Source organism: Chromobacterium sp. CV08, from assembly GCF_051129845.1.
GTDB lineage: Bacteria > Pseudomonadota > Gammaproteobacteria > Burkholderiales > Chromobacteriaceae > Chromobacterium.
Genome location: NZ_CP150453.1, coordinates 3,298,046 through 3,324,065, shown reverse-complemented (window position 1 = coordinate 3,324,065; position 26,020 = coordinate 3,298,046). Strand labels below are relative to the sequence as shown.

Genomic DNA, 26,020 nt, shown 5'->3' with positions numbered 1-26,020 from the left:
AATGCTTATTCGATATTATGCAAAGCGGGCGGTGGGTGCTGGGTATGGGGGGATCTTGTTTACGTAAGCGGAGAAGTGTGGATTGGCGAAGTTTCGATGATTGCGAGGCACCCCAATTCCCCTTTCAGGGCGCGCCGTCCGAAAAGTCGAGGGCAAGGTTTTAAGCTGGCTTTTGTTTGAGGCGCGGGACGTTGGCGCGCGCCGAGTTAGCCAGCGCCTTGCCCTCGGCTTTTGGGGCGGGAGATCGCGGCCTGTAGGGGCGGCCTGGAGTTGTCTGCGTGCGAATCTTTGATTCGCTCAGCGATAGAGGGCTGGCCGCACAGCCCTCTTACCCGTTCGGCGGGCGGAACCGCCATCTAAAACATTGTCCGCGCAGCGGACACATTCGCTCGCTTATGTACAAGCGACAGGGATAACCAAAACAAACCGCCCGGCGTTGCGTCCGGGCGGTTTTGAATAGCGCGGAGTTTCAGCGCGCCACAATCTGATCGAACACGCCGCCGTCGGCGAAATGGACCTTCTGCGCCTTCTGCCAGCCGCCGAAGGTCTGGTCTATGGTGAACAGCTTGACCTTGCTGAACTGGCCGGCGTACTTGGCCGCCACCTGCGGATCGCGCGGGCGGTAGTAGTGCTTGGCCGCCAGGGCCTGGCCTTCCGGGCTGTACAGGTATTTCAGGTAGGCCTCGGCCACCTTGCGGGTGCCGCGCTTGTCGGCGACCTTGTCGACGACGCTGACCGGCGGCTCGGCCAGGATGGAGACGGACGGCGTGACGATGTCGAACTTGTCCGGCCCCAGCTCCTTGGTGGCGAGGAAGGCCTCGTTCTCCCACGACAGCAGCACGTCGCCTATGCCGCGCTGGGTGAAGGTGATCAGCGAGCCGCGGGCGCCGGAATCGAGCACCTTGACGTTGCCGTACAGCTTCTTGACGAAATCGCGGGCCTTGGCGTCGCCGCCGCCGGGCTGCTTCAGCGCGTAGCCCCAGGCCGCCAGGTAGTTCCAGCGCGCGCCGCCGCCGGTCTTCGGATTCGGCGTCACCACTTCCACCCCGGATTTGACCAGATCATTCCAGTCCCGGATGTGCTTGGGGTTGCCCTTGCGCACCAGGAAGACGATGGTGGACGAGTACGGCGATGAGTTGTTCGGCAGCCGCTGCTGCCAGTTCGGCGCGATGGACTTGGCCCGGCTGGAGATCTCGTCGATGTCGTAGGCCAGCGCCAGCGTCACGACGTCGGCGTCCAGGCCGTCTATCACCGAACGCGCCTGCTTGCCGGAGCCGCCGTGCGACTGCCGGATGGTGACGGCCTCGCCGGTCCTGGCCTTCCAGTATTTGGCGAAGGCGGCGTTGTAGTCCTGGTAGAGTTCGCGCGTCGGGTCGTAGGACACGTTCAGCAGCGTGACGTCGGCGAAGGCCGAGGCGCTGCCGGCGAACAGCAGGGCGATGGCGAGGCGGTGCAGCGGGCGCATGGTGCTTCCTGTCTTTTCGGATGATTGCCGCACTGTAGGGGCGGGGGCGCCGGCGCGGGAAGCAAGAAAATCTGCAATGCAAATGCAAAATCGTGCAAAAGACGGCATTGCCGGAAAACAGATAGCCTTATCGGGAAATAATATATTCCAGTGTCACGTCCGGGACTATATTGGCGCCAATTCCACTTTTCCGGTTCCGGTCATGAAACGATTCAAGCCCGCCAAGGCGTTGCCCGCCGGTTTCCCCCCCGCGATGCTGGCCGCCTGCCAACAGTTCCTGCAGCGGGAGGGCGTGGCCGCGCGGCTGCAATGGAACGAGCAGGAGGTGTTCGCCAGCTTCGACGGCTGGTGGTTGAGCAGCGGCTTCATCGCCCAGGCCCGCGTCCGCGACGACCAGTGCCAGCTCTTGCAATACGCGGCGCGGCTGCGCATCTATGGCCAGTTCGGCCAGACGCTGCCGGCCAACTGGCTGTTCGCGATGAATTACGGCGAGGCGAAGGCGGTGGCGCTGCTGAAGCTGATCCGCGTGCTGCACGTGATCAACCACCTGGGCCGAAACGGCCGCCATCTGCCGTTGCGGATAGACGTCGATCCGCGCATCTGCCACGCCTACAGCGACCGCATCGTCGACTTCACCGCCCGCCTGCTGGAGACGCTGGAGTTTCCGGCCAGCCAGGCGCCTATGCTGCTGTTGCTGGATGCGCGCACCGGCGAGCTCGGCCTGTCGCTGCTGCGCCGCTACCGCCAGAACGGGCACAAGGTCGGGCTGGGCGATTTCGGCGCCGGCAGCCAGGACCTGCTGCGGCTGTGGCGGCTGGAGCCGGACGGGCTGGCGCTGGCGCCCAGCTTCATGGGCCGCGCCATCATGTACCCGCGGGTGCGCGAGCAGCTGCTGACGCTGGTGCCGCAGCTGGTGGAGCAGGGCTTCGCGCTGGCGGTCGAGGACATCGTCTGCGACAACATGCTGGAGCTGGCGCTGCGCATGGGGGCCGAATACTGTTCGGGGCCGCTGTTGTCGGAGCGGCTGAAGCGGCAGCGGGCGGCGCGCGAACTGGATTTGTCGAGAATCGCCTGTTAGGATATTTGCATTTTTGACCATGCGGTCGAATGCATTTCCGTGAAGAGGCGAAATGAAACAGCTGGCATTGGCGATGGGGTGCGCGTTGGGCTTGTCCGCCTGCGTGATAGGCAATACCGACGGCTACCGCGACGCGGCCCAATTGCAGAGGATGGCCGAGCAGGCGGTGAAGACCTGCGGCGAGGGCAAGGTGAAGTCGGTCGGCTACGGCAGCTTCAGCTGCACGACCGCCGACGCGACGGCGGCGAAGTAATATGACGACTTTCGACGAGAACGGCGGACTGCTCATCCGCCTGCTGAACGCCGACGACGCCGACGCCTATCAGGCTATCCGCGTGGCGGCGGCCACCCATGACCCGGCGTCCATCCACGCCGACGCCGACGCAGTCGCCGCGCTGGATCGGGAGGCCGTCGAGCGCCAGATAGCCCCCGGCGACGCGCAGCGGGTGTTGGGCGCCTTCATCGCCGGCGAGCTGGTCGGCGTGGCCGCCTTGCGGCGCGATCTTCGCGCCAGAATCCGCCACCGCGCGACGGTGCAGGGCGTGTTCACGCGGCCGGAATGCCGCGGCCGGGGCGTGGCGCGCGGCCTGATGCAGGCGGTGCTGGACCAGGCCGCCACGCTGCCGGGCCTGGCGTCGCTGGAGCTGGCCGTGCATGCCGAGAACGCGCCGGCCAAGGCTTTGTACCAGTCTTTCGGCTTCCGGCGCGTCGGCCTGATCCCCGGCGCGGTGATGCTGGACGGCCGCTGTCTGGACGAGGTGCTGATGCAGCGTCCGCTGTCCTTCTCAATGCCGGCCGCGGCGCCGGCCCGCGTGCCGGGCGACGACGATTACGCCCTGGTCGAGGCGACGCCGGATGTCGACACCTACCGCCGCCTGCGGGCCGAATCCGGCCTCAGCCCGAAGACCGAGGAGGCCGCCCGCCGCGGCCTGGCCGGCACGCTGTTCTCGGTGCTGCTGCGCCACGGCGGCGAAACCGTCGGCATGGGTCGGCTGATAGGCGACGGCGGGGGCTTCTACCAGGTGGTGGACATCGCCGTGCTGCCGGCGCACCAGGGGCGCGGGCTGGGCAAGCGCATCATGGCGGCGATACGCGGCCACATCGACCGCGAATTGCCGATCAGCGCCTACGTCAGCCTGATCGCCGACGGCGACGCCAAGCATCTGTATGCCCAGTTCGGCTTCGAGCCGACCGCGCCGCGCTCGGAAGGCATGGCGCTGTTCAAGCGCTGAACCGCGACATCAGCCGCCGGACCCGGCCAGATGAGCGGCCATCAGCGGCCACACCCAATCGGCCGCGTCCAGGCTCCAGCCGCCGTCCTTGGCCGCCTCGTCCAGCCTCCTCAGCGCCAGGATGTCGGCCAGGTCCGGCAGCCGCGAGAACGCGTCGGCCTCGTCCGCGCGCATCGGTCCGCCCTGGTAGCCCAGCGTGGCGGCGCTGGCCGGCGACAGCGCCGCCAGATAGGCCGGGTCGACCGCGCACAGATAGCGCTTGGCCTCGACATGCATGCCGACCAGCCGCGCCAGCCGCGGCGAGAAGCCCAGCTGCAGCAGGTAGTCGCGCGCCAGCCTGTCGTGGGCCATCACGCCGTAGTCGCCCATCGCTTCGGCACCGTCGTGCTCCAGCAGGTGGCCGACGTCGTGCAGGAAGGCGGCCAGCGTCAGCTCGTCGTCGTGGCCGGTGTCGCGCGCCAGCGTGGCGGCCTGGATCGCGTGGTCGAACTGGCTGACGGCCTCGCCGTAATGGCGCGCGCCGTGCTCGCGGTACAGTTGTTGCAGCGTGGCGATCGCTTGTCGCATCAGAATACCCTCCTGCCCTTGTTCCAGACGTTTCGAACCAGCGGCACGTCGCCGAGCGCCGTCATCGCCACCAGGTCGGCGCGCCGGCCGACGGCGATGTCGCCGCGGTCGGCGAGGCCCACCGCGCGCGCCGGGTTCAGGCTGACGGCGGCGACGGCGCGGGGCAGGCTCCAGCCGGCCTGCGTATGCAGCAGCCAGGCGCCGTGCAGCAGGCTGGCCGGCACGTAGTCGGACGACAGGATGTCCAAGAGGCCGTGCCGCGCCAGTTCCAGCGCCGCCACATTGCCGGAGTGCGAGCCGCCGCGCACCACATTGGGCGCGCCCATCACGGTGGCGAGGCCGTGACGTTTCGCCGCCGCCGCCGCCTCCCGCGTCGTCGGAAACTCCGAGATCGCCACGCCGTCGCGCAGCGCTTCGTCTATGTGCGCTTCGTCGGTGTCGTCGTGGCTGGCCAGCGCGATGCCGCGGGCGCGGGCCATCTCCACCGCCGCCTGCTTGTGGCGGCCGGCGAACTCGGCCTGCCTGGCCTTGCGTTCCTCGACGGCGGCGAGGAAGGTCTCCTCGTTCCAGCCCACCTTCTTCTTGCCGTAGTACTTCTTGTACTGCTCGAGGTCGCGGTACTGGCGCTGGCCCGGCGTGTGGTCCATCACCGACAGCAGTTTGACCGCCGGATGGGCGATCAGCGGCGCCAGTTCGTCCAGCAGGCCCGGATAGGCCAGCTCGCAGCGCAGGTGGAAGAAGTGGTCGGCCCGCAGCGCGTCCTCGCGCATGCCCCGGTCTATCGCGTCGAAGGCGCTGTGCAGCGTGTCCAGCCGCACGCTGTCGCCTTCGAGATCGCCGACGGCCAGCGCGTCCAGCACCGTGGTGATGCCGGCGGCCACGCACTGGGCGTCGTGGGTGATCACCGCCGGCAAGGTCGGCCACAGCACGCCGTTGCGCGGCATCAGGTGTTTCTCCAGATTGTCGGTGTGGATCTCGACCAGGCCGGGCAGCAGCAGCGCGCCGCCCAGGTCCTCGCCTTCGGGCAGCGGCCGTTCGTGTATCGCGGCGATCAGGCCATCGTCGATCTCCAGCGCGCCGTTGTCGATGACGCGGTCTGCCAGCACGATGCGGGCGCGGTTCAGAGTCTGTTTCATGCTGCGGTTTCCGTGTGTTGCGCCAGCGGGACCCGGAAGACGCGGGTGGCGATGGCGTCGCATGTGGGCGCGTCGTGGAAGATGCCGATCAGCGCCGCGCCGCGGGCCAGCGCCTCGCGCATCAGCTGGACCACCACGTCGCGGTTGGCCGCGTCCAGCGAGGCGGTCGGCTCGTCCAGCAGCAGTATCGGCCGCGGCGCGATCATGCCGCGCGCGATGTTGACGCGCTGCTGTTCGCCGCCGGAGAAGGTGGCCGGCGGCAGGCTCCACAGCCGCTCGGCGATGTTCAGCCGCGCCAGCCATGCGCCGGCCGCCAGCCGCGCTTCGGCGTCGGTCGCGCCCCATTCGCGCAGCGGCTCGGCGACGATGTCCAGCGCCGACACCCGCGGGATCACCCGCAGGAACTGGCTGACATAGCCCAGCGTGTGACGGCGGACGGCGGCGATCTCGTGCGGCTGCGCGCGGGCCATGTCCAGCCACGCGCCCTGGTGAAGGACGCCGATGCGGCCGCCGTCGACCAGGTAGTTGGCGTACAGCGCCTTCAACAGCGTGCTCTTGCCGGCGCCGGACGGGCCGGCCAGCGCCACGCACTCGCCGGCGGCCGCCTGCAGCGAGACCTGGGTCAGCACCGGCAGCCGCAAGCCGCCCTGCTGGTGCAGGGTGAAGGTCTTGCTGAGGTTTTCCGCGTTGATCAGTAGATTCATGATGTCAGGCCTGAAGGATGGAGGACACCAGCAACTGGCTGTACGGGTGTTGCGGGTCGTCGAGTATCTGGTCGGTCAGGCCGGCCTCTACCACGCGGCCCTTCTGCATCACCAGCGTGCGCTGCGCCAGCAGCCGCGCCACGCCCAGATCGTGCGTCACCATGATGACGGCGATGCCGGCGTCGCGGACCAGGCGGCGGGTCAGATCGAGGAAGCGCGCCTGCACCGACACGTCCAGACCGCCGGTGGGCTCGTCCATGAAGACCAGCCGCGGCTGCGTCACCAGGTTGCGGGCGATCTGCAGCCGTTGCTGCATGCCGCCGGAGAAGGCGGACGGCTTGTCGTCGAGGCGCGCGCGGTCTATCTCGACCTTCTCCAGCCAGTCGCCGGCGGTCTGACGCAGCCGGCCGTAATGGCGCTGGCCCAGCGCCATCAGCCGCTCGCTGACGTTGGCGCCGGCGGAGACGTCCATGCGCAGGCCGTCGCGGGCGTGCTGGGTGACGAAGCCCCATTCGCTGCGCGCCAGCCGGCGTCGTTCGGCCTCCGGCAGCCGGGTCAGTTCGTGCGCGGCGCCGTCGCGGTCGGCGAAGCGCACGCTGCCGGCGTCGGCGGCCAGGCGGCCGGCCAGCGTGGACAGCAGCGTCGATTTGCCGGAGCCGGACTCGCCGACGATGCAAAGCACCTCGCCCGGATACAGCTCGAAGCCGACGTCGAAGCAGCCCTGGCCGTTGCCGTAGTCCTTGCAAAGCCCGTTTACGCTGAGGATGGGCGCCATCATGCTTGTCTCTCCCGCTGGCAGTAGTCGGTATCTGAGCAGACGAACAGCCGGCCGCCGGCGTCGTCGGTGACGATCTCGTCGAGATAGCTGTCATGCGAGCCGCAGATCGCGCAGCCCTGCTGCCAGCTCTGCGCCTCGAACGGGTGGTCGTCGAAGGCCAGGCTTTCCACCCTGGTATACGGCGGAATCGCGTACAGCCGCTTCTCGCGGCCGGCGCCGAACAGCAGCAGCGCCGGGTTCATGTCCAATTTGGGGTTGTCGAATTTCGGAATCGGCGACGGCGAGGCCAGATACCGGTCGTTCACCATCACCGGGTAGTCGTAGCTGGTGGCGATATGGCCGAAGCGGGCGATGTCCTCGTACAGCTTGACGTGCATCAGGCCGTATTCCTGGTGCGCGTGCAGCTTGCGCGTTTCCACTTCGCTGGCTTCCAGCGTCCGCAGCGGTTCCGGTTCCGGTACCTGGAAGATCATGATCTGGCCGGGTTTCAGCGGCGTTTCAGGAATGCGGTGGCGGGTCTGGATCAGCGTGGCTTGCCCGGTGGCCGTCGTCGTGGCGACGCCGGCCACCCGGCCGAAGAAGCGGCGGATGTTGACGGCGTTGGTGGTGTCGTCGGCGCCCTGGTCGATGACTTTCAGCACGTCGTCGCGGCCGATGACGCTGGCCGTCACCTGGATGCCGCCGGTGCCCCAACCGTAGGGCAAGGGCATTTCGCGGCTGCCGAACGGCACCTGGTAGCCGGGAATCGCCACGGCCTTGAGCAAGCCGCGGCGCAGCATGCGCTTGGTGTTCTCGTCGAGAAAACCGAAGTTGTAACGCGCGTCAGTCATGGAGGGTCTCCTGGTCGGCGGCAGCGCGCAGCTGGCGTATCAGCGCCAGCTCGGCCTGGAAGTCCACGTAATGCGGCAGCTTCAGGTGCTGGACGAAGCCGGAGGCTTCGACATTGTCGCTGTGATACAGCACGAATTCGGGCTGCTGGGCCGGCGCGTGGGCGGTCTCGCCCAGCTCTTCGGCACGCAGGCTGCGGTCCACCAGCGCCATCGCCATCGCCTTGCGCTCGGCCTCGCCGAAGCTCAGGCCGTAGCCGCGGGTGAATTGCGGCGGCGCGGTCTTGCTGCCGCCGAACTGGTTGATCATCTGGCACTCGGTCAAGGTGATCTCGCCGATGTCGATCTCGAAGCCCAGCTCCTCGGGGCGGATCATCACGCCGACTTCGCCGATGCGGATCTCGCCGGCGAACGGGTGGCTTTCGGCGTAACCGCGCTGGGTGGAGTAGGCGAGGCCCAAGAGCCAGCCCTCGTCGCCGCGGGCCAGGTTCTGCAGCCGCGCCGGCCGGCCGGCCGGGAACATCAGCGGTTCGCGGGTCAGGTCCGCCGGTTCCGGATCGCCGTCGGGCGGCAGCTCGGCTTCGATCAGGCCCTCGCGGTCCAGCAGCTGCAGCACGCCGGGCAGCGCGTCCGGCAGCGGGGCGGCGGCTTGTTCCAGTTCGATTTTCCCGGCGGGCTCCATCAGGCCGAAGTCCAGCAGACGCTGGGTGTAGTCGGCGGTCGGGCCCAGTATCTGGCCGCCCGGCACGTCCTTGAAGGTGCCGGACACGCGGCGGCGCACCCGCATCGCGGCGGTGTCGAGCGGCAGCGTCTGGCCGAAGCGCGGCAAGGTGGTGCGGAAGGCGCGCAGCAGGAAGACGGCCTCGATGCTGTCGCCGCTGGCCTGCTTCAGCGCCAGCGCGGCCAGCTCCTCGTCGTACAGCGAACCCTCCTGCATCACGCGGGCCACGGCCAGGCGCAGTTGCCGGCGGATTTGAGCTATGCTCAGCTCCGGCGTCGCCTCGTCGCCGCGGCGCGCGGCGGCCAGCAGGTCCCAGGAGCGGGCGATGGCGGTTTCCCCGCCTTTGACGGCTACATACATTTCAACCCTCCCGGATGCGGACGCTGCGCGGCAGGCCGGCGATATGGGTGTCGCTGATCAGCATGGCGTCCACGCCCAGCGGGAAGCGGGCGTGGTTGCGCCGCCACTCGGTCCAGAAGCCGGCCGGCAGGCCGGCGGCGCCGAAGCGGCGCGGCGCGGCGAAGCCGGGGCCGCTGCCCTCGACCTGGTCCTCGCCGAAGCCGTCCGTCTCGATCAGCAAGGTGGCCGAGCGGTCCGGGTATTCGGCGCTGCCGGCCTTCAGGCTCGGCAGCTCGGGCAAAGGCATGTTCTCGGCGACCACGATGAAGTCGGCGTCTTCCGGCCGTCCGGCCAGCCGCAGGCCGGTGTGGAAGCGCAGGCTGGCGACGGTCTCGTCCGGCAGCGCCGGCAGCCAGACGCCGACGTCCTGGTCGGCCAGCGTGTAAAGCAGCGCGGCGGTGGCGGCCTTCAGGCCGGGCAGGGCCGGCGGCAGCGCCGGCAGCGCGCGCGGCAGCAGCGGTTCCGCCATCGCGGCCAAGACCGCGCGGAAAGTCCGCTGGGCGTCATCGACCGGTCGGGCAAAAGCGGTGAACATATTCATTCCCCCCTCACCATGGTGAAGAATTCGACCTTGCTGGCGGCGGCCTCGCGCGAGCGGACGGCGCGGCGTGCGGCCAGCTCGGCTTCCAGCGGCGCGATCCAGGCCTCCATCAGTTCGCCGCGGCGGGCCGGATCCTGAAGCAGCGCGTCGGCCTGGGCGATCAGCTCGGCGTGGCGGCCGTCGCCGCCGCGCACCCAGCCGTGGCCGACATGGCCGGCGATCTCGCAGCTGGCGCGGCTGACGCTGATTTCGCCGAGGTTGAAGCGTGCGCCGCTTCCGCCGCTGCGGCCCTGCAGCATCATCAGGCCGGTTTCGGCGCGGCGCAGCCAGCGCGGCGCGGCGGGCAGGGCGGGCGGCAGCAGTTCCAGCAGCCGCTCGACCGGGCTGTTGGCCAGCACCGATAAGCAGCGCTGTCGGGTGGAGGTGTCCATCGTGTGCCTCATGGTTCAAGAAAAATTCATATAAACGTATAGACGTATCCATGATAATGGCGACCAGGTACCGACAAACAGCATGCGGCGATGAAGTTTTTGTGACGTTTTCAAGGCGGGCACAGATCTTAAAACGCCCCCAACAGGCTCTTGGCCGCAACGGAGAAGCGTGATGATAGAAAGAGGTTCCGGCGTCGCCGTGTGGCGGCAGATAGAGGAGAGCCTGGCGGCCGACATCGCCGGCGGCGTGCTGCAGGCGGGACAGCAGCTGCCGACCGAGTTGCAGCTGGCGGCGCGGTTCTCCGTCAACCGCCACACGATACGGCGCGCGGTGGCGACGCTGGTCGAGCGCGGCCTGCTGCGGGTGGAGCAGGGGCGAGGCACCTTTGTGCAGGACAATGCGATCGACTATGCGATCAGCAAGCGCACGCGTTTTTCGCAGAATATGGCGAGGCAGAATCTCAGCGCCGACGTCGACATTCTGAACAGCGACACGGTGCCGGCCAACGCCGAACTGGCCGAGCTGCTGCAGGTGGCGGTCGGCGACGCGCTGTTCCGCATCCAGGTCTTGAGCAAGGCCGAAGGCCGGGTCGTCGACTATGCGACGATGTTCTTCCCGGCGGCGAGGTTGCCGGGCCTGCCGGACGCCTACCGCCGCCACCGTTCGGTGACGCGGGCGCTGCAGGATTGCGGCGTGCCGGACTACACCCGCCGTTCCACCCGCGTCACCGCGCGGCTGCCGGACGCCGAGACGGTCGATTATCTGGGCATCCCGAAGAACCGTCCGGTGCTGAGGGTGAAGTCCTTGAACGTCGACGCCGAAGGCCGGCCGGTCCAGTACGGCGTCACCAGCTTCAACGGCGACCTGGTGCAACTGGTGATGGAGCAGGAATGATGCGCTATGCCGCGTATTACGCGCCCAAGCCGGATTCCGGACTCTGGCGCGCCGGCTGCGAATGGCTGGGCATGGATGCGGTGCGCGGCGGGCGCGTGGCGCAGGCCGCCGTGGAGGGGGTGGCGGCGGAGACCCTGGCAGCCCTTACCCGAGAAGCCGCCCGCTACGGCTGGCATGCCACGCTGAAGGCGCCGTTCGTCCTGAAGCCCGCGGTCGGCGAGGACGACTTGCTTCATCAAACGATGGCGCTGGCGCGGACGTTTCAGCCGTTCGCCTTGAGCCTGCAAGTGGGCTGGCTGGGCGATTTCCTGGCTTTGCGGCCGGCCGGGCCGTCCGCGGAGCTGGACGAGCTGGCCGCCGCCTGCGCGGTGTCGCTGGAGGGACTGGCCGATAGACGCGCGCCGTTGAAGCCGAGAGACGGGCTGGATCCGCGGCAGCAAGCGCTGTATCGCCGCTGGGGCTATCCCTATGTGTTCGAGCAGTTCCGCTTCCATTTGACGCTTTCGGATCGTCTGGTCCGGGGATCGGAGGCCGCGGTCCTGATCGAGCGGGGCGCGCGCCGCCATTTCGCCGGGCTGCTGGACCAGGTGTCGGTCGCCGGCGTCGCGCTGTTTGTCGAGCGCGACGAGGGCGGGCCGTTCCGTTGCCTGGCTTACTGCGGTTTCGACGGCGAGGCGACGCGCCATGGCCGATAAATCCGGCACGCTGTGGTATGTGATGGGGCCGTCCGGCGCCGGCAAGGACAGCCTGTTGGCGTATGCGCGGCAGCGGCTGCCCGGCGGCGTGATGTTCGCCCACCGCTATATCACCCGGCCGGCCGACGCCGGCGGCGAAAACCATGTGGCCTTGAGGACGGAGGAGTTCGACGCGCGCGAGGCGGGCGGCTGTTTCGCGCTGGCCTGGCGGCGGCACGGCCTGGCTTACGGGCTGGGGGTGGAGGCGGAATGGTGGCTTGGACAGGGCATGGATGTCGTGGTCAACGGTTCGCGTTCCAGCCTGCCGCTGGCGATGGCGCGCTTCCCCACGCTGCGTCCGTTGTGGATCACCGCCAGTCCCGAGACGCTGGCCGCCCGGCTGGCCGGTCGAGGGCGGGAGTCGGCGGACGAAATCGCGCGCAGATTGCGCGAGGCCGGCGGCTTCTCGCCGCCGGACGGCTGCGAGGTGCTGTGGAACGACGGCGAGCTGGAGAAGGCCGGGGAGCGGCTGCTGGACTTGTTGACGCGCCGGCCCGCCTGATCAGCCGTCCACCGAGAAACGCCGCATCTGCGCCTGCAGCGCGGCGCTCACCTCTCGCAGCTTGCCGCTGTTGCGGCTGGCGTCCTGGCTGGCCTTGAGGCTTTCGTCGGCGGAGTCGGCGATGGTCGATACGCTGTCGGCGATCGATTGGCTTTCCCTCACCTGTTCGGCGATGTCCGCCGCCAGCCGGTCCAATTCGCCCACCGTGGCGGTGGCGCCGCGCTTCAACTCGGTCAGAGGCTCCACGATCTCACCTATCAGCGCCACGCCGCGGGCCATTTCGCTCTGCCCCTGTTCGATCCGGCCCATCGCGTCCGAGGTCTGCGCATCCATGGCGCTGATCACGTCGTTGATTTCCCGGGTCGCCCGGGCGGTGCGGGCGGCCAGGTTGCGCACTTCGTCCGCCACCACGGCGAAGCCGCGCCCCATCTCGCCGGCGCGGGCGGCTTCAATCGCCGCGTTGAGCGCCAGCATATTGGTCTGCTCGGCGATGTCGGTGACAGCCTCTATCATGGCGTGCATCGAGTTGGCGCGCTGGCGCAGCGCGTCCACCGATTCGGCGCTGCCGCGGATCTGGCCGGCGATCAGGCCGATCTCGCGCGAGGCGGTCTCGATCAGCCGCTGGCCGTTGTCGGCCAGTTCCGCCGCATTTCTGGCCTGTCGCTGGGCTTGGCTGGCGGTGGCGGCCGCGCGATCCAGCTTGGTCGAGAAGGCGCCCACTAGCCCGTTGATCTGGTGGATTTCCGCCTGCTGGCTTTCCACGCCGCCGGCCACCTCCGACGCGCTGCCGTCCATCGAGGCCGCGGCGGAGGCCACCATGTCGCCGCTGACGCGCATTTCGCGCACCAGGGCGGCCAGCTCGGTCTGCATCGCGTTCATCCTGCGCAGCATCTGCGCAGTCTCGTCCTTGCCGTCGGCCTGGACGCGGCTGCGCAGATCGCCCCGGGCCATCGCGTCCAGCACCGCCACGCCGTGTTCCAGCGGCCGGGTGATGCTGCGGGTGACGCGCCATGCCAGCAACAGGCCGGTCAATACCGCGGCGGCGCTGCAGGCGAGCAGCAGGCTGCGTGTGGCGCCCATCAGCGCCAGCACGTCGGCCATTTCCGCATTCATGTGCTGCTGCTGGGCGGCGGACAGTTCGGCGGTGGCGGCCAGCAGCGCCTGCAGCGCCGGCCGGGTCTGGCTGCCGTATTGTTTGGCCAGCGCCGCGGGATCGCCGGCTTCAATCAGATCGACCGTGTCGGCGAAGGCTTTGGCGTACGAGGCGCGAAGTTCCGCCAAGCGTTTCAGCGAGCCGGCCTGTTCGGCGTTCCAGGGCAGGACCTTCAGACGCTGCATGACGTCGCCGGCGCGGTGGTTGGCGTCGTCCATCGCAGCATACAGCGGTTCGCGCTGCTGCCGCTCCGGCGTGGCGATGATTTGCAGCAGCAGCAAGGCCGCGTTTTGCGAATGCCTATCCAGCTCGGCCGCCGCCTGCTGCTTGCTGGCATCGTCGTTGACGATAGCCTGCGCGGAGCGCTCGATGTGGGCGAGGCCGCTCCAGACGCTGGCCGAGATGGCGAGCAGGATGGCCAGCAGCGCCGCAAAGGATGCGGTCAGGCGCGGGCCGACTTTGATCGATTGCAACAAGCTCATGAGATGCGCCTCTCGATGCGGAAAACCGTTGGTCGGAGCAGCGTTGATTATATGTCGGCATCGCCGGCGAGCCTCTTGGCACGCTCGGCGCGCGCAGAGGGGGCGGCCCAGGCGCGGCCATCAAAGACAGATGGTCGCGCTGCCGCTGTTGCCGGTCTTCTTGACCCGGTACATCGCCTGGTCGGCCGCCTGCAGCAGGCTGTCCGAGGTGCTCATGCCGTCGCCGAGCGCGATGCCGATCGAAATGCCCAGCTTACAGGTGCTGCCGGCGACCAGGAAAGGCGTGTCGAAGGCTTCCAGGCATTTTTCGGCCACGGTCTGGGCGATCTCGGGGGCATTGTCGTCCAGATCGCTGAGCAGCAGCACGAACTCGTCGCCGCCGATGCGCGCCAGCGTGTCGGTCTGGCGGACGATGCCGGCCAGCCGCTGCGCCACCTGCCACAGCACCTTGTCGCCGGCCCGGTGGCCGAGGTTGTCGTTGATGGTCTTGAAGCCGTCCAGATCCATGAACAGCAGCGCCAGCTTGGCATCTTTTCGCTGCGCCTGCGCCAGCGCCATGTGCAGGCGGTCGGACAGCAGCGAGCGGTTGGGCAGGCCGGTCAGCGAGTCGTGGTGCGCCATCCGCGCCAATTCCTCCTGCTTGTCGTTCAGCTTGTGCAGCAGCCGGTTGAAGGCGGCGATCAGGTGGCCGACCTCGTCGTTGCGGCGTATCGGCATCGGTTCCAGCGGCAGTTCGCCGCGCGTCATCTTGTCGGCGTGGCGGGCGGCCTGGAACAGCGGCCGCAGCACGATGTAGAGCCCAACGGTGGAGAACAGCGTGAACACCACCAGCGCGGTCAGCGTATTGCGCAGGGTGAAGCGCTTGACCCGCTCGACGGTGGCGAAGGCCTCGCTGCTGGGCAGGCGCGCCACGACGAACCAGCCGGCGCGCGGCACCGAGGCGATGGCGCTGACTTCTTCCACGCCCTTGGCGTTGACGGTGATGCCGGCGCCGCGGAAACCGGCCATCGCCCTGTCGTGCAGCCGATTCACGCCGGCCGGCGGCAGCGGCTGCAGAATCATGTCCGGCTGCGACGAGGAGACGAATTGCCGGTCGCGCGGGGAGACCAGCAGGAAGCTGTCCCGGTAGTCGCCGATGCGGGTGTGCTGCATCAGATCGAGGAAGTTCGGCGCCGCCAGCGCGGTGACGCCGACCAGCACGGCGGCGACCTTGCCGTCGGCGCCGCGCACCGGCGCGCTGATCGGCAGCACCGGCACCCGGGTGACGCGGCCGATCGCGGCGCGGCCGATATAGGCATGGCCTTGAAAGGCCATGCGGACGTAATCGCGGTCGCCGTATTGCACCTGTCGTCGCGGGGCCTTGGGCGGATAGTCGGCGATGGAACGGCCGTCGGGCCCGACGACGAACAGGCCGACGGAAAACAGCGGCTGGTACTGATAATGCTCCTGCAGCCAGTCCTGCAGCCGGGACGGTTGCCGCAGCAGATCCGGGGGCAGCACGGCGGCCAGGTGGATCACCAGATCCTCGCGTTGCGCCACCTTGTCGTTGATGTCGCGCGCGACATAGTTGGCCAGCGCCAGTTGCTGGGCTTCGACGACCTTGCTCAGATCTTCATGCAGGAAATTGGTCAGCGCGTAGTAGCGGGATACGGAGCCGACGGCGACGATGAGCAGCGCCAGCACCAGCAGGCGGGTGACTATGCTGTCAAAGACGCGGCGCAAGGTCATGTTTTCCTCAGTCTATATCCACTCTGTCATAGTAGTTGATGCGCTTGTTTTGTGCCGGTACGCGGACGTCTAGCGTCGCAAGACAAATTTCATCGGGTCTTCACCGGCCGGTCATCGCTCCCCCTTATCGTGGCGGCTGGAATTTTCAGCAGGCGGCGTATGGATATATTTGTCTATACGTCTAAACCGAGGAGCATCGTCGATGAAGAAGCAGATGGCAGTCGCAGTCGGTCTGGCCGTGTCCGGACTCTTGTCCCCGCTGGCTTACGCCAAAACCACGTTGACGGTGTACACCGCGCTGGAGGCCGACCAGGTCAAGGACTACCAGCGCGCGTTCGAGCAGGCCAATCCGGACATCGAAATCCGCTGGGTGCGCGACTCCACCGGCATCATCACCGCCAAGCTGCTGTCGGAGAAGAACCATCCGCAGGCCGACGTGGTGTGGGGCCTGGCCGCCACCAGCCTGATGATCCTGGACCAGCAGGGCATGCTGCAGGCCTATGCGCCCAAGGGCGTGGAGAAGCTGAGCCCGCAATTCGTCGACAAGGCCAGGCCGCCGAAATGGACCGGCATGAATGTCTGGGCCGCCACCATCTGCTTCAACACCGTCGAGGCGGCGAAGAAGCATCTGCCGAAGCCGCAGAGCTGGGCCGACCTGACCCGTCCGGTCTACCAGGGCCAGATCGTGATGCCGCATCCGGCCTCGTCGGGCACCGGCTATCTCGACGTCTCGGCCTGGCTGCAGATGATGGGCGAGAAGAAGGGCTGGGAATATATGGACAAGCTGCACGCCAATATGGCGCAGTACGTCCATTCGGGCTCCAAACCGTGCAAGATGGCCGCCGCCGGCGAGTATCCGATCGGCATCTCCTTCGAGTACCGCGGCGCCGAGCTGAAGCGCCAGGGCGCGCCTATCGACCTGGTCTATCCGAAGGAAGGCCTGGGCTGGGAGCTGGAGGCCACCGCCATCATCAAGGGCGGCAAGAACCTGGAGGCCGCGAAGCGCTTGTCCGATTTCTCGGTCAGCCTGCCGGCGATGAAGCTGTACGACCGGAACTATGCGGTGCTGGCGATGCCGGGCGTGGCCACGCGCAACCCGTTCATCCCGGTCGACTATACGCAGCGGCTGTCCGGCAACAACTTCGACTGGGCCGCGAAGAACCGCGACGCCATCCTGAAGGAATGGTCGCGCCGTTATGAAAGCAAGGCCGCGCCGAAGGAGTAAGCGCTTGCCGCGCCGGCCGCCCCCGCGCGGGGGCGGCTTATCGATGCATTCTGTCCCAGGCACTGGAGTACCCGATGAAACCGGTCGATAGCCTGTCCGCCTTGTCCGAGCATTTGTCCGCCCGCGCGCTGACCCGTCGCTTCGGCGCCTTCACCGCGCTGGACGCGGTGTCCCTTTCCATCCGCAAGGGCGAGTTCGTCTGCCTGCTCGGGCCGTCCGGCTGCGGCAAGACCACGCTGCTGCGGCTGATCGCCGGGCTGGACCTGCCTGACGGCGGCAGCATCCATCTGTCGGGCCGCGACATCACCCGGGCGGCGCCGGCGAGCCGCGACTACGGCATCGTGTTCCAGAGCTATGCGCTGTTTCCCAATCTGACGGTGGCCGACAATATCGGCTACGGCCTGAAGCCGCGCGGCGACCGGGACGGCCATGCCCGCCGCGTGCGCGAGCTGCTGGACATCGTCGGCCTGCCGGGTTCGGAAGGCAAATATCCGTCGCAGCTGTCCGGCGGCCAGCAGCAGCGGGTGGCGCTGGCGCGCGCGCTGGCCACCTCGCCGGGCCTGTTGCTGCTGGACGAGCCGCTGTCGGCGCTGGATGCTAGGGTGCGCGACAAGCTGCGCGAGGAGTTGAAGGGTCTGCAGCGGCGCCTCGGCGTGACGACGCTGATGGTGACGCACGACCAGGAGGAGGCGCTGGCCATCGCCGACCGGGTGGTGGTGATGAACGCCGGCCGGATCGAGCAGGTCGGCACGCCGGCCGAAATCTACCGCCGCCCGGCCAGCCGCTTCGTCGCCGAATTCGTCGGCGACGCCAACTGGCTGCCGGCGACGCGCCGCGGCGCGCGCGAGGCGGCGATAGGGGGCTGCGTGCTGGGCCTGGAGCAGGATCTGCCCGACGGCGACGCGTTGACGCTGTTCCTGAGGCCGGAGGACATCATCGTCAAGCCGCGCTGGGAGCCGGCGCCCAACACCCTGCTGGCCCGCGTCGCCGACGTCGCCTTCGGCGGCGCGATGACCGATGTCCGCCTGCAGCCAGAGGGCATGCCCGGCGTCACGCTGCGCGCCGAAGTCTGCCCGTCGATGCTGAACCGGCAACCGTTGTTGCCGGGAGAGATCGTGCCGGTGGAGCTGCCGGCCGCCTTGCTGCGCGCCTACCCGGCGGAGGCCGCATGCTGAGCCTGGCGTGGAGAATGATGCGGCCCGCCCGGCCCGCGGACCGGGAAAAATGGGCGGCGGCCGCGCTGGTGTGGACGCTGGTGGCCGCGCTGTCGCTGGTGCTGGGCCTGCCGCTGCTGTTCATATTGTTCAAGTCGGTGCTGAACGGCGACGGCGATTTCGCCGGTCCGGCCAACTTCGTCGACGTGCTGGCCTCGCCGGGGCTGATGCGCGCCGCCGGCAACAGCCTGCTGCTGGCGACGACGGTGTCGGCGCTGGTGGTGCCGCTGGCCTTCGCCTTCGCCTGGGCGCTGCGCCGAAGCCGCGCCTGGGGCCGCGGCCTGTTCCGTCAGATCGCGCTGGCGCCGCTGCTGGCGCCGTCGCTGATGCCGGCGATCTCGCTGGTCTATCTGTTCGGCAACCAGGGCCTGCTCAGGGACTGGCTGCACGGCGGCAGCGTCTACGGCTTCTGGGGCGTGGCGCTGGGCGAGGCCTTCTACACCTTTCCGTATGCGCTGATGATATTGTCGGTGGCGCTGTCTGCCGCCGACGCCAGGCTGTACGAGGCGGCCAGGACGCTGGGCGCCGGTCCGCTGCGCCAGTTCCTGACCGTCACGCTGCCGGGCGCGCGCTACGGCCTGGTGTCGTCGGCGCTGGTGGTGTTCACCGTCGTGCTCACCGATTTCGGCGTGCCCAAGGTGGTCGGCGGCGATTGCAATGTGCTGGCGGTGGAGGCCTACAAGCAGGTGGTGGGGCAGCAGAACTTCCCGCGCGGCGCGGTGATCGGCCTGATGCTGCTGTTGCCGGCCGTGCTGTCCTTCTTCATCGAACGCGCGATGGCGCGGCGCCAGCAGGCGGCGCTGACGGCCAGGGCGGTGCTGTACGCGCCGGCGCCGGACTGGCGGCGCGACGCGGCGGCCACCGCGCTGCTGGCGCTGATTTCGCTGCCGTTGCTGGCGATGCTGGGCATGGGCGTGGCCGCCTCCTTCATCCGCTACTGGCCGTACGATCTGTCGTTCACGCTGGCCCATTACCGCTTCGACGATGTAGACGGCGGCGGCTGGGACTCCTATGGCAACAGCCTGCTGATGGCGGCATCGACCGCCGTGGTCGGCAGCGCGCTGGTCTTTCTCGGCGCCTACGCCTGCGACAAGCTGAAGGCGGCGCCGCTGGGGCGCGCGCTGCTGCGCTTCTTCGCGATGCTGCCGATGGCGGTGCCGGGGCTGGTGCTGGGCCTGGGCTATGTATTCTTCTTCAACCATCCGGCCAATCCGCTGAACGCGCTGTATGGCGGCATGGCGCTGATGGTGGCGTGCACCGTCGCCCACTTCTACACCACGGCGCATCTGACCGTCGCCGCGTCGCTGGGCCAGCTGGACGGTGAGTTCGAGGCGGTGGCCGCCTCGCTGAAAGTGCCGTTCTGGACCACGCTGAGCCGGGTGACGCTGCCGGTCTGCCTGCCTGCGCTACTGGACGTGGCGCGCTTTTTCTTCGTGTCGGCGATGACCACGCTGTCGGCGCTGATCTTCATCATCAGCCCGGGCAAGGGCTTGGCGGCGGTGGCCATCGTCACGATGGACGATGCCGGCGACACCGCGGCGGCGGCGGCGATGGCGACGCTGATCACGCTGACCTCCGGCGCCGCCTGGCTGCTGGCGCTGGGGCTGGAGCGGCTGCTGGCGCGGCGCCATCAGCGCTGGCGGCACGGCGTCGACGCCAGACGCTGACGCGGAGCACCCCGGCCGCGCCCGCCGCCGATTCACGGAACCGGATCGGCGGCGTTCCCTTGTCTGCCGGCGCATGGCTTTGTCAAACGCCCGTCGCGGAGAACGGCGCTGCGACGGGCCGCTTTCCGCGCCCGGCATCGGGCAGAAACCGCCGATGCCGCAAAAGATCGTAAACAGGCTCGAAACGCCGCGGTCTGCAATCCAGTTGAATTGTCATGACGGCGGCCTATATCTGTAAAGCATGAGGGATCGATTTTGGGCGGAGGCGCCGCCGGGGAGGCCGCATGCATCGCCAGTCATCTATTTATGTCCGCATCGCGCTGTCGGCCGCCTGCCTGCTGCCGGCCGGCTGCGGCAGCGTCGACGCCGGCAAGTTCTCGGCCTGGAGCGAGGCGGCGAGGCAGGTCGAGTCCGGCGCCGACGCCAGTTTCGACGCGCTGGAGCGGGACGCCCGAGACAGCGCGGTGCTGACGGCGCCCGACCGCAAGATAGGCCGCGACGGCTTCCCGCTGCTGAATGCCCAGGGACAGTCCTACGATCTGGCGACGCCGCTGAGCCGGCTGCGCGCCTCGCTCGACATGCTGTGTCGCTACGCCGACGCGCTGGCCAAGCTGGCCGGCGCCGGCAGCGCAGCCGATGTCGACCGCTCGGCCCAGGATCTGGCCGCCAGCCTGCGGTCGCTGCAGGGCAGCGGCGTCAGCGCCGTCACCGCCAACGGCCTGTCCACCGCCGTCGACGCCTACGGCCAGGCGCTGCTGGCCAGAGCGAGGAAGGACGGCCTGCGCCGGACCATGGACCTGGCCCAGCCGGGGCTGGACAGGCTGGCCGAGGAAATGCGGCAGGCGCTGCCGGAACTGCGGCTCTATCTGCTGAACATCAAGCTGCGCTACCTGAGCTTCGTCGACGCCGACGGCGTGCGGCCGCGATACGGCAGCTGGGCGCGCTACCAGTTCGACCTCGGCGCGGCCGGGCAGTTGGCGCAATACGTCAGGCTGGACCAGGCGCTGGGGTCCGCCGACCTGGCATTGCAGGCGTTTCCCGACACGCACCGCCAACTTCGTCGCAGTCTGGACGATCCGGGCGAGCGGCTGGAGCGGCTGCGCGACTTCATCGCCGAGGCGCGGCGCCTGCGCGGCTTCTACCGCGCGTTGCCCGGCCAATAGGAGAACCGAATGGACAACCACGCTCTGGCCGAGCAGCTGACCGGCCTCGCTTCGCGGATGAACGACCTGATGGTGGCGACCACCGGCGACGAAAGCCGCAGTTTCAGCGATTTGCAGAACGCGTTGAGCGGGCAGGCGATGGCGGCGATCGCCCGCAGCCTGGATCAGACCACCAGCCAGTACGCCGACGTCGTGGCGACGCTGCAGGCCGCCTGTTCGGCCGCCGACGACGCCGAGCGGCAACTGGCCAAGACCGCCAACTCGATCGAGTTCGTCGCCAAGGCGCTGAAACTGGCCACTCAGGCCTCCGGCCAGGCCGCCGCTTTGCTGGCTTGAGGGTCGGAGGACGGGTGAAAACATCGAACAATGTTTAACAAGCTTTTCCCACCTTTCTAAAGCGTGCCGGCTGTCCGATATTGAGGAGAGCCTCAGGCGATTCTGACGGCCTGGCAGTGCAATCCGGTGCAGCAAGCGGTTTTCTCCAGTTCATGCAGCAGGGGGGCGCCCCTCCGGGGCCGACAGATCATGATAGATACTCCGGAAGCCAAACTCGGATTGGGCAAAGGCAAGCCGTCCTCGTCCGCCACGTGGTGGGCGCTGGCCGGCTTGTTCCTCGCGCTGTGCGGGCTGGCCGTATCGCTATTCCTCAACGAAGTCCACACCTCGCGCTTCCAGGCGCTGTTCTTCAGCCATGCCAGCCGCCACGCGACGTTCAAGGTGGAGCCGGGCAAGAGCCGCGACATGCGCTTTCCCGCCGGCGGCGGCCCCTACGACCAGCGGCTGGGCTACACCGGCATGCCCAACTACCTGGCGCGGCTGCAGCAGCGCGGCTTCGTGGTGACGGAGCAGGCGAGGCAGTCGCCGGAACTGATCAAGCTGGCCGACAGCGGCGTCACCGGACCGCTGCTGCCGCTGGGGCTGTTCCTGCCCTACCGGGAGAAGGACCAGGGCGGCTTGCGGCTTTACGACGGCTACGGCCGCGCGATCTACCAGGCGCCGTATCCGCAGCGCATCTATCCCGATTTCGACTCGTTGCCGCGCCTGCTGGTGTCCGGGCTCTTGTACATCGAAAACCACACCCTGCTCGATGAAAGCAATCCTCAGCTGAATCCGGCGGTCGAATGGTCGCGCTTCGGCAAGGCCCTGGTCGACGAGGGCCTGCACCTGTTCCGGCCCGGCTACCATTCCGCCGGCGCCAGCACGCTGGCGACGCAGATCGAGAAATTCCGTCATTCGCCGGGCGGCCGCACCGGCTCGCCGAAGGAAAAGCTGCGCCAGATGCTGTCCGCCTCGGTGCGCGCCTACCAGAACGGCGAGGACACCACCGGCTCGCGGCGGCAACTGGTGGTCGCCTATCTGAACACCGTGCCGCTGGCGGCGCGCGCCGGCTTCGGCGAAATCTCCGGCATAGGCGACGGCATGTGGGCGTGGTACGGCCGCTCGTTCAAGGAGGTCAACGACACGCTGGCCAGCACGCAGCCGCAGTCGGTGCAGGAGCAGGCCACGGTGTTCAAGGAAGCCTTCAGTCTGATGATTTCGCAACGCAGTCCGTCGTTCTATCTGAACGGCGACATGAAGGTGCTGGAGGAGTTGACCAACTCCTATCTGAGGCTGATGGCGCGGGACAAGGTGATCACGCCGGAGCTGCGCGACGCCGCGCTGCAGGTTTCGCTGCGCCAGCAGCGGGAGCGCGCCAACCTGACGGCCAAGTCGCTGGTCGAACGCAAGGGGGCCAACGCGGTACGGGTCAAGCTCGCCGGCATGCTCGGCGTGCCGCGGATGTACGATCTGGACCATCTCGACCTGACCGTCAACAGCACGCTGGATTCGGGGCTGCAGCAGAGCGTCACCGACCAGCTGCTGAAGCTGCGCGACCCGGACTACGCCAAGTCGGTCGGACTCGGCGACAAATTCCTGCTGCAACAGGGTTCGCCCGGCGGCGTCACCTACAGCTTCACCTTGATCGAGCGCACGCCGAACGGCAACAAGGTCAGGGTGCAGGCCGACAACTTCGACCAGCCCTTCGACATCAACGAGGGCACCAAGCTGGATCTGGGCTCCACCGCCAAGCTGCGCACGCTGGTGACCTATCTGGAAGTGATCGCCGACCTGCACAGGCAGTATGCCGCCGTCGGCCGCGACGAGCTGGCCAAGATCCGGCCGACCGAGCACGAGTCGGTGCTGCGGCGCTGGGCGATAGACTATCTGCGCCAGAACGACGACCGCAGCCTGTCGACGATGCTGGCGGCGGCGATGGAGCGCCAGTACAGCGCCAACCCCGGCGAGAGCTTCTTCACCGGCGGCGGACGCCATACCTTTGAAAACTTCGAGAAGAGCGACAACGGCCGCATCATGACGCTGCGCGAAGCGACCCAGCACTCGGTCAATCTGGTGTACATCCGGCTGATGCGCGACATCGCCCGCTACTACATGTATCCGCCGGGCTACGACCGCGTGGTGATGAACGACAAGGAGGATCCGCGCCGGCGCGCCTATCTGCAGCGTTTCGCCGACCGAGAGGGGCGGACCTTCATGGCCGGCTTCTACCGCAAATACCACGGCAAGAATCCGGGCGAGATCGACGCCATCCTGGTCGAGAAGGCGCGCCGCAGCGCCAAGCGGCTGGCGGTGATCTTCCGCAGCGTCCATCCGCAGGCCGGCCAGTCCGAGATGGCGGCCTTCATCGCCAAATATCTGACGACGCCGACCAAGCTCGACTCGGCCGCGATCGGCAAACTGTACGACGAACTGGGGCCGGACCGCTTCAACCTGGCCGACCGCGGCTATCTGGCCGGCATCCATCCGCTGGAATTGTGGATGGTGGCCTATCTGCACGCGCATCCGCAGGCCGGCTGGAGCGAGATGGTGGACGCCAGCGCCGCCCAACGCCAGGAAGTGTACCAGTGGCTGTTCAACAGCAAGCACAAGGGCGGGCAGGACAGCCGCATCCGCCAGATCCAGGAGATAGACGCCTTCCGCCAGATCCACGCGGCGTGGAAGCGCATGGGCTATCCGTTCGACTCGCTGGTGCCGTCGTACGCCACCGCGCTGGGCGCCTCCGCCGACAGGCCGGCGGCGCTGGCCGAGCTGATGGGCATTCTGTCCAATGACGGCGTGCGCCTGCCGACGGTGTACATCGACAAGCTGCATTTCGCCTCCGACACGCCTTACGACACCACGCTGGCCGAGGCGCCGACGCGCGGCGTGCGGGTGTTGCCGCCGGAAATTCCGCAACTGGTGCGCCAGGTGCTGTCCGAAGTGGTCGACAAGGGCACCGCCCACCGCGTTTCGGGTGCCTTCGACCGCAAGAAGGGCGAGCACACGCTGATAGGCGGCAAGACCGGCACCGGCGACAACCGCTTCAAGACCTTCTCGCGCGGCGGCGGCCTGACCTCGGCCCGCGTGGTCAGCCGTTCCGGCGCCTTCGTGTTCTACATCGGCGACCATTATTTCGGCACCATCGTCGCCTACGTGGCCGGACCGAAGGCGGCCGACTACAAATTCACCAGCGCCCTGCCGGTGCAGGTGCTGAAAGTGCTGGCGCCGACGCTGATGCCCAGGCTGGACCTGAGCGCCCGCGAGACCAGCCATGGCGCCGACAGCGTGGCCGAAGGCACGCCCGACGTGGGCGTGCAGAGCGGCACGCCGCTATGCCTGGTGCCCAGCCTGGACGGCATGTGCCAGCTGCTGAAGCCGCCGTCGATGGAGGCGCTGCCGCGCCGAGAGAAGGACGCGCTGATCTCCGGCCGTCGCGACGAAGGCTAGGCCAGGCCGGCGCTTGCCGGCCCGGCGGCTTGCTGCTATCTTGGCCCGCCATGCGCTGCGGGGGGCTGCTTGCAGCCTTACGTCAATCAACGCGCTTTTGTCCACCGCGGGGTGGCTGGGTGCGTCGCGTCCGCGTCGGGACGTTTGCTGCCCCCGCCTGCGGTGCGGAGATCGTTTCATGTCCGAAGTTGTCGCTTTCCCCGCCGCCTATCGCCGCCTGCTGGCGAAGACCGCCGCCTTGTTCCTGTCCTATCTCGCCGTGGCGATGTCGCTGCCGGCGACCTCCATCCATGTCATCGACTCGCTGCATTTCGGCAATGCCGCCGGCGGTCTGGCGGTCGGCATCGCTTTTCTGTCCACGATATTGAGTCGGGGCTATGCCGGCCGCCTGTCCGATTCGCGAGGCGGCAAGGCCTGCATGCAGCGCGGGCTGTTGTGGTATGCGCTGGCCGGCCTGGTCTGCCTGGCGTCGACGCGGCTGACGGCGCAGCCCGGCCTTGGCCTGGCCGTCCTGCTGGCCGGCCGTCTGCTGTTGGGCGTGGGCGAGAGCCTGGCCATCGTCGGCATGGCGGCGTGGAGCATAGGCCTGATGGGGCCTGCCCATTCCGGCCGGGTGATGTCGCTGGTCGGCATCGGCATGTACGGCGCTTTCGCCGCCGGCGGCCCGCTGGGCCTGCTGCTGTACCGCCATGCCGGCTTCGAGGCGCTGATGCTGGTTTGCATCCTGCTGCCGCTGGCGGGGCTGGCGCTGGTGCATCGCTTTGCGCCGGTCGCGCCGCCGATAGGCAAACGCGAGTCCTTCCTGCGCATCGTCGGCCGCATCGGCCGCCCCGGCGCGGCGGTATTCCTGCAAGGGGTCGGTTTCGCCGGGCTCGGCGCGTTTTTCGCGCTGTATTTTTCCAGCCGTGGCTGGGCCTGGGGCGGCCTTGGGCTGACCGGTTTCGGCATCGGTTTCGTACTGGTGCGGCTAGGTTTCGGCCATCTGCCAGATCGCGTCGGCGGCGCGCGGGTGGCGATGCTGTCGCTGGCGGTAGAGGCTTGCGGGCAAGGGCTGATCTGGCTGTCGCCGCACCCGGCCGGCGCGCTGGCGGGGGCGCTGTTGACCGGCATCGGCTGCTCTATGGTGTTTCCTGCGATGGGCGTGGAAGTGGTGCGGCGGGTGCCGGCCCATCTGCGCGGATCGGCACTGGGCGGTTTCGCCGCCTGCCAGGACCTGGCCTACGGCCTGACAGGGCCGATCGCGGGGCTGTTCGCCGACCGCTTCGGCTACAGCTCGGTATTCCTGGCCGGCATGGCGTGCGCCTTGCTGGGCGTGGCGGCGGCGGCGTCGCTGCCTGGCGGGCAGGCGCGGCGTGCCGATGGCGCCGCCGTATAGCATTACGCCTGCAGACGGTCTTTCGGCGGCGGGCCGGTTCCGCTTGCGCTATTCTGTTTTCTCATATGTGCCAATTTTGGCTATTAACGCTTGCCAAATGAATTTTGACGCGCAGCTTATCTGTGTTAAATTGGTCCGAGATTGAACAATATTGCTCGAGTTCAATCCATCTACCCCTTTGCAGCCGCGCCATGCGGCTTTTTTTCTGCCCGTCGTCCGAGCCTGTCCGCCGTTCCGG

Annotated in this window: 24 protein-coding genes; 13 read left to right on the top strand and 11 right to left on the bottom strand. The window is 68.1% G+C overall.

Annotated features, from left to right (window positions below; translation table 11 throughout):
- Nucleotides 1-469: 469 nt before the first annotated feature.
- Nucleotides 470-1,465: a sulfate ABC transporter substrate-binding protein gene (locus tag WNM05_RS15420; RefSeq protein WP_434628412.1), complete on the bottom strand. Its 996-nt coding sequence runs from the start codon at nt 1,463-1,465 to the stop codon at nt 470-472.
- Nucleotides 1,466-1,667: 202 nt separating this feature from the next.
- On the opposite strand from WNM05_RS15420, the gene WNM05_RS15415 reads away from it, so the two are divergent.
- Genes WNM05_RS15415 through WNM05_RS15405 form a run of 3 tightly spaced genes read left to right on the top strand, consistent with a single transcriptional unit; the run spans nt 1,668 to nt 3,775 of the window.
- Nucleotides 1,668-2,543, top strand: coding sequence for an EAL domain-containing protein (locus tag WNM05_RS15415; RefSeq protein WP_434628409.1), 876 nt, complete (start codon nt 1,668-1,670; stop codon nt 2,541-2,543).
- Nucleotides 2,544-2,595: 52 nt separating this feature from the next.
- Entirely contained in the window at nt 2,596-2,796 is a 201-nt protein-coding gene (locus WNM05_RS15410) for a hypothetical protein (RefSeq protein WP_434628406.1), read from the top strand.
- A 1-nt stretch (nt 2,797) separates the two neighbouring features.
- Complete coding sequence (locus WNM05_RS15405) at nt 2,798-3,775, top strand: GNAT family N-acetyltransferase (protein ID WP_434628403.1); 978 nt, start codon at nt 2,798-2,800, stop codon at nt 3,773-3,775.
- Between the two features lie 9 nt (nt 3,776-3,784).
- Here WNM05_RS15405 and WNM05_RS15400 read toward each other — a convergent pair whose 3' ends face one another.
- The 8 genes from WNM05_RS15400 to phnG are packed head-to-tail and all read right to left on the bottom strand — an operon-like array spanning nt 3,785 to nt 9,879.
- On the bottom strand, nt 3,785-4,342 hold the full coding sequence (locus WNM05_RS15400) for a phosphonate degradation HD-domain oxygenase (protein ID WP_434628400.1): 558 nt from the start codon (nt 4,340-4,342) through the stop codon (nt 3,785-3,787).
- Nucleotides 4,342-5,478 carry an alpha-D-ribose 1-methylphosphonate 5-triphosphate diphosphatase gene (locus WNM05_RS15395; protein ID WP_434628398.1) on the bottom strand — a complete coding sequence of 379 codons (1,137 nt, stop codon included), beginning with the start codon at nt 5,476-5,478 and terminating at the stop codon, nt 4,342-4,344. The genes WNM05_RS15400 and WNM05_RS15395 overlap by 1 nt, the downstream gene beginning before the upstream one ends.
- The gene (phnL, locus tag WNM05_RS15390; RefSeq protein ID WP_434628395.1) at nt 5,475-6,182 is read right to left on the bottom strand and encodes a phosphonate C-P lyase system protein PhnL; all 708 of its coding nucleotides are present in this window, start codon (nt 6,180-6,182) and stop codon (nt 5,475-5,477) included. Before phnL ends, WNM05_RS15395 begins: the two co-directional genes overlap by 4 nt.
- Nucleotides 6,183-6,186: 4 nt before the next feature.
- The gene (phnK, locus tag WNM05_RS15385) at nt 6,187-6,960 is read right to left on the bottom strand and encodes a phosphonate C-P lyase system protein PhnK (protein ID WP_434628392.1); all 774 of its coding nucleotides are present in this window, start codon (nt 6,958-6,960) and stop codon (nt 6,187-6,189) included.
- Nucleotides 6,957-7,790, bottom strand: coding sequence for an alpha-D-ribose 1-methylphosphonate 5-phosphate C-P-lyase PhnJ (locus WNM05_RS15380; RefSeq protein ID WP_434628389.1), 834 nt, complete (start codon nt 7,788-7,790; stop codon nt 6,957-6,959). The genes phnK and WNM05_RS15380 overlap by 4 nt, the downstream gene beginning before the upstream one ends.
- Nucleotides 7,783-8,868, bottom strand: a complete 1,086-nt coding sequence (locus WNM05_RS15375) for a carbon-phosphorus lyase complex subunit PhnI (protein WP_434628387.1) — start codon at nt 8,866-8,868, stop codon at nt 7,783-7,785. The genes WNM05_RS15380 and WNM05_RS15375 overlap by 8 nt, the downstream gene beginning before the upstream one ends.
- Nucleotide 8,869: 1 nt before the next feature.
- Complete coding sequence (gene phnH / locus WNM05_RS15370) at nt 8,870-9,442, bottom strand: phosphonate C-P lyase system protein PhnH (protein WP_434628384.1); 573 nt, start codon at nt 9,440-9,442, stop codon at nt 8,870-8,872.
- A gap of 2 nt (nt 9,443-9,444) precedes the next feature.
- The gene (gene phnG / locus WNM05_RS15365) at nt 9,445-9,879 is read right to left on the bottom strand and encodes a phosphonate C-P lyase system protein PhnG (protein WP_434628381.1); all 435 of its coding nucleotides are present in this window, start codon (nt 9,877-9,879) and stop codon (nt 9,445-9,447) included.
- 172 nt (nt 9,880-10,051) lie between these two features.
- Between phnG and phnF the strand changes: the two genes are divergently transcribed.
- The 3 genes from phnF to phnN are packed head-to-tail and all read left to right on the top strand — an operon-like array spanning nt 10,052 to nt 12,010.
- Nucleotides 10,052-10,774, top strand: a complete 723-nt coding sequence (gene phnF / locus WNM05_RS15360) for a phosphonate metabolism transcriptional regulator PhnF (protein ID WP_434628378.1) — start codon at nt 10,052-10,054, stop codon at nt 10,772-10,774.
- On the top strand, nt 10,771-11,469 hold the full coding sequence (locus WNM05_RS15355; protein WP_434628375.1) for a DUF1045 domain-containing protein: 699 nt from the start codon (nt 10,771-10,773) through the stop codon (nt 11,467-11,469). Before phnF ends, WNM05_RS15355 begins: the two co-directional genes overlap by 4 nt.
- Complete coding sequence (phnN, locus tag WNM05_RS15350) at nt 11,459-12,010, top strand: phosphonate metabolism protein/1,5-bisphosphokinase (PRPP-forming) PhnN (RefSeq protein ID WP_434628373.1); 552 nt, start codon at nt 11,459-11,461, stop codon at nt 12,008-12,010. Before WNM05_RS15355 ends, phnN begins: the two co-directional genes overlap by 11 nt.
- Here the strand turns inward: phnN and WNM05_RS15345 are convergent, their stop codons facing one another.
- A complete protein-coding gene (locus WNM05_RS15345; protein WP_434628370.1) occupies nt 12,011-13,645 on the bottom strand; it encodes a methyl-accepting chemotaxis protein in 1,635 nt (544 codons plus the stop codon).
- A gap of 120 nt (nt 13,646-13,765) precedes the next feature.
- Complete coding sequence (locus WNM05_RS15340) at nt 13,766-15,373, bottom strand: diguanylate cyclase domain-containing protein (protein ID WP_434628367.1); 1,608 nt, start codon at nt 15,371-15,373, stop codon at nt 13,766-13,768.
- 214 nt (nt 15,374-15,587) lie between these two features.
- On the opposite strand from WNM05_RS15340, the gene WNM05_RS15335 reads away from it, so the two are divergent.
- The 7 genes from WNM05_RS15335 to WNM05_RS15305 all read left to right on the top strand — a co-directional run bounded on the left by WNM05_RS15335 (nt 15,588) and on the right by WNM05_RS15305 (nt 25,782).
- Nucleotides 15,588-16,598, top strand: a complete 1,011-nt coding sequence (locus tag WNM05_RS15335; protein WP_434628364.1) for a putative 2-aminoethylphosphonate ABC transporter substrate-binding protein — start codon at nt 15,588-15,590, stop codon at nt 16,596-16,598.
- A gap of 74 nt (nt 16,599-16,672) precedes the next feature.
- Nucleotides 16,673-17,773 carry a putative 2-aminoethylphosphonate ABC transporter ATP-binding protein gene (locus WNM05_RS15330; RefSeq protein WP_434628361.1) on the top strand — a complete coding sequence of 367 codons (1,101 nt, stop codon included), beginning with the start codon at nt 16,673-16,675 and terminating at the stop codon, nt 17,771-17,773.
- Nucleotides 17,767-19,479: a putative 2-aminoethylphosphonate ABC transporter permease subunit gene (locus tag WNM05_RS15325; RefSeq protein ID WP_434628358.1), complete on the top strand. Its 1,713-nt coding sequence runs from the start codon at nt 17,767-17,769 to the stop codon at nt 19,477-19,479. The genes WNM05_RS15330 and WNM05_RS15325 overlap by 7 nt, the downstream gene beginning before the upstream one ends.
- Before the next feature lie 284 nt (nt 19,480-19,763).
- Nucleotides 19,764-20,642, top strand: a complete 879-nt coding sequence (locus tag WNM05_RS15320) for a hypothetical protein (protein ID WP_434628355.1) — start codon at nt 19,764-19,766, stop codon at nt 20,640-20,642.
- Nucleotides 20,643-20,651: 9 nt separating this feature from the next.
- Complete coding sequence (locus WNM05_RS15315; RefSeq protein WP_434628352.1) at nt 20,652-20,978, top strand: hypothetical protein; 327 nt, start codon at nt 20,652-20,654, stop codon at nt 20,976-20,978.
- A gap of 189 nt (nt 20,979-21,167) precedes the next feature.
- A complete protein-coding gene (locus WNM05_RS15310) occupies nt 21,168-24,407 on the top strand; it encodes a transglycosylase domain-containing protein (RefSeq protein ID WP_434628349.1) in 3,240 nt (1,079 codons plus the stop codon).
- A 178-nt stretch (nt 24,408-24,585) separates the two neighbouring features.
- Nucleotides 24,586-25,782, top strand: coding sequence for an MFS transporter (locus WNM05_RS15305; protein ID WP_434628346.1), 1,197 nt, complete (start codon nt 24,586-24,588; stop codon nt 25,780-25,782).
- Nucleotides 25,783-26,020: the final 238 nt, after the last annotated feature.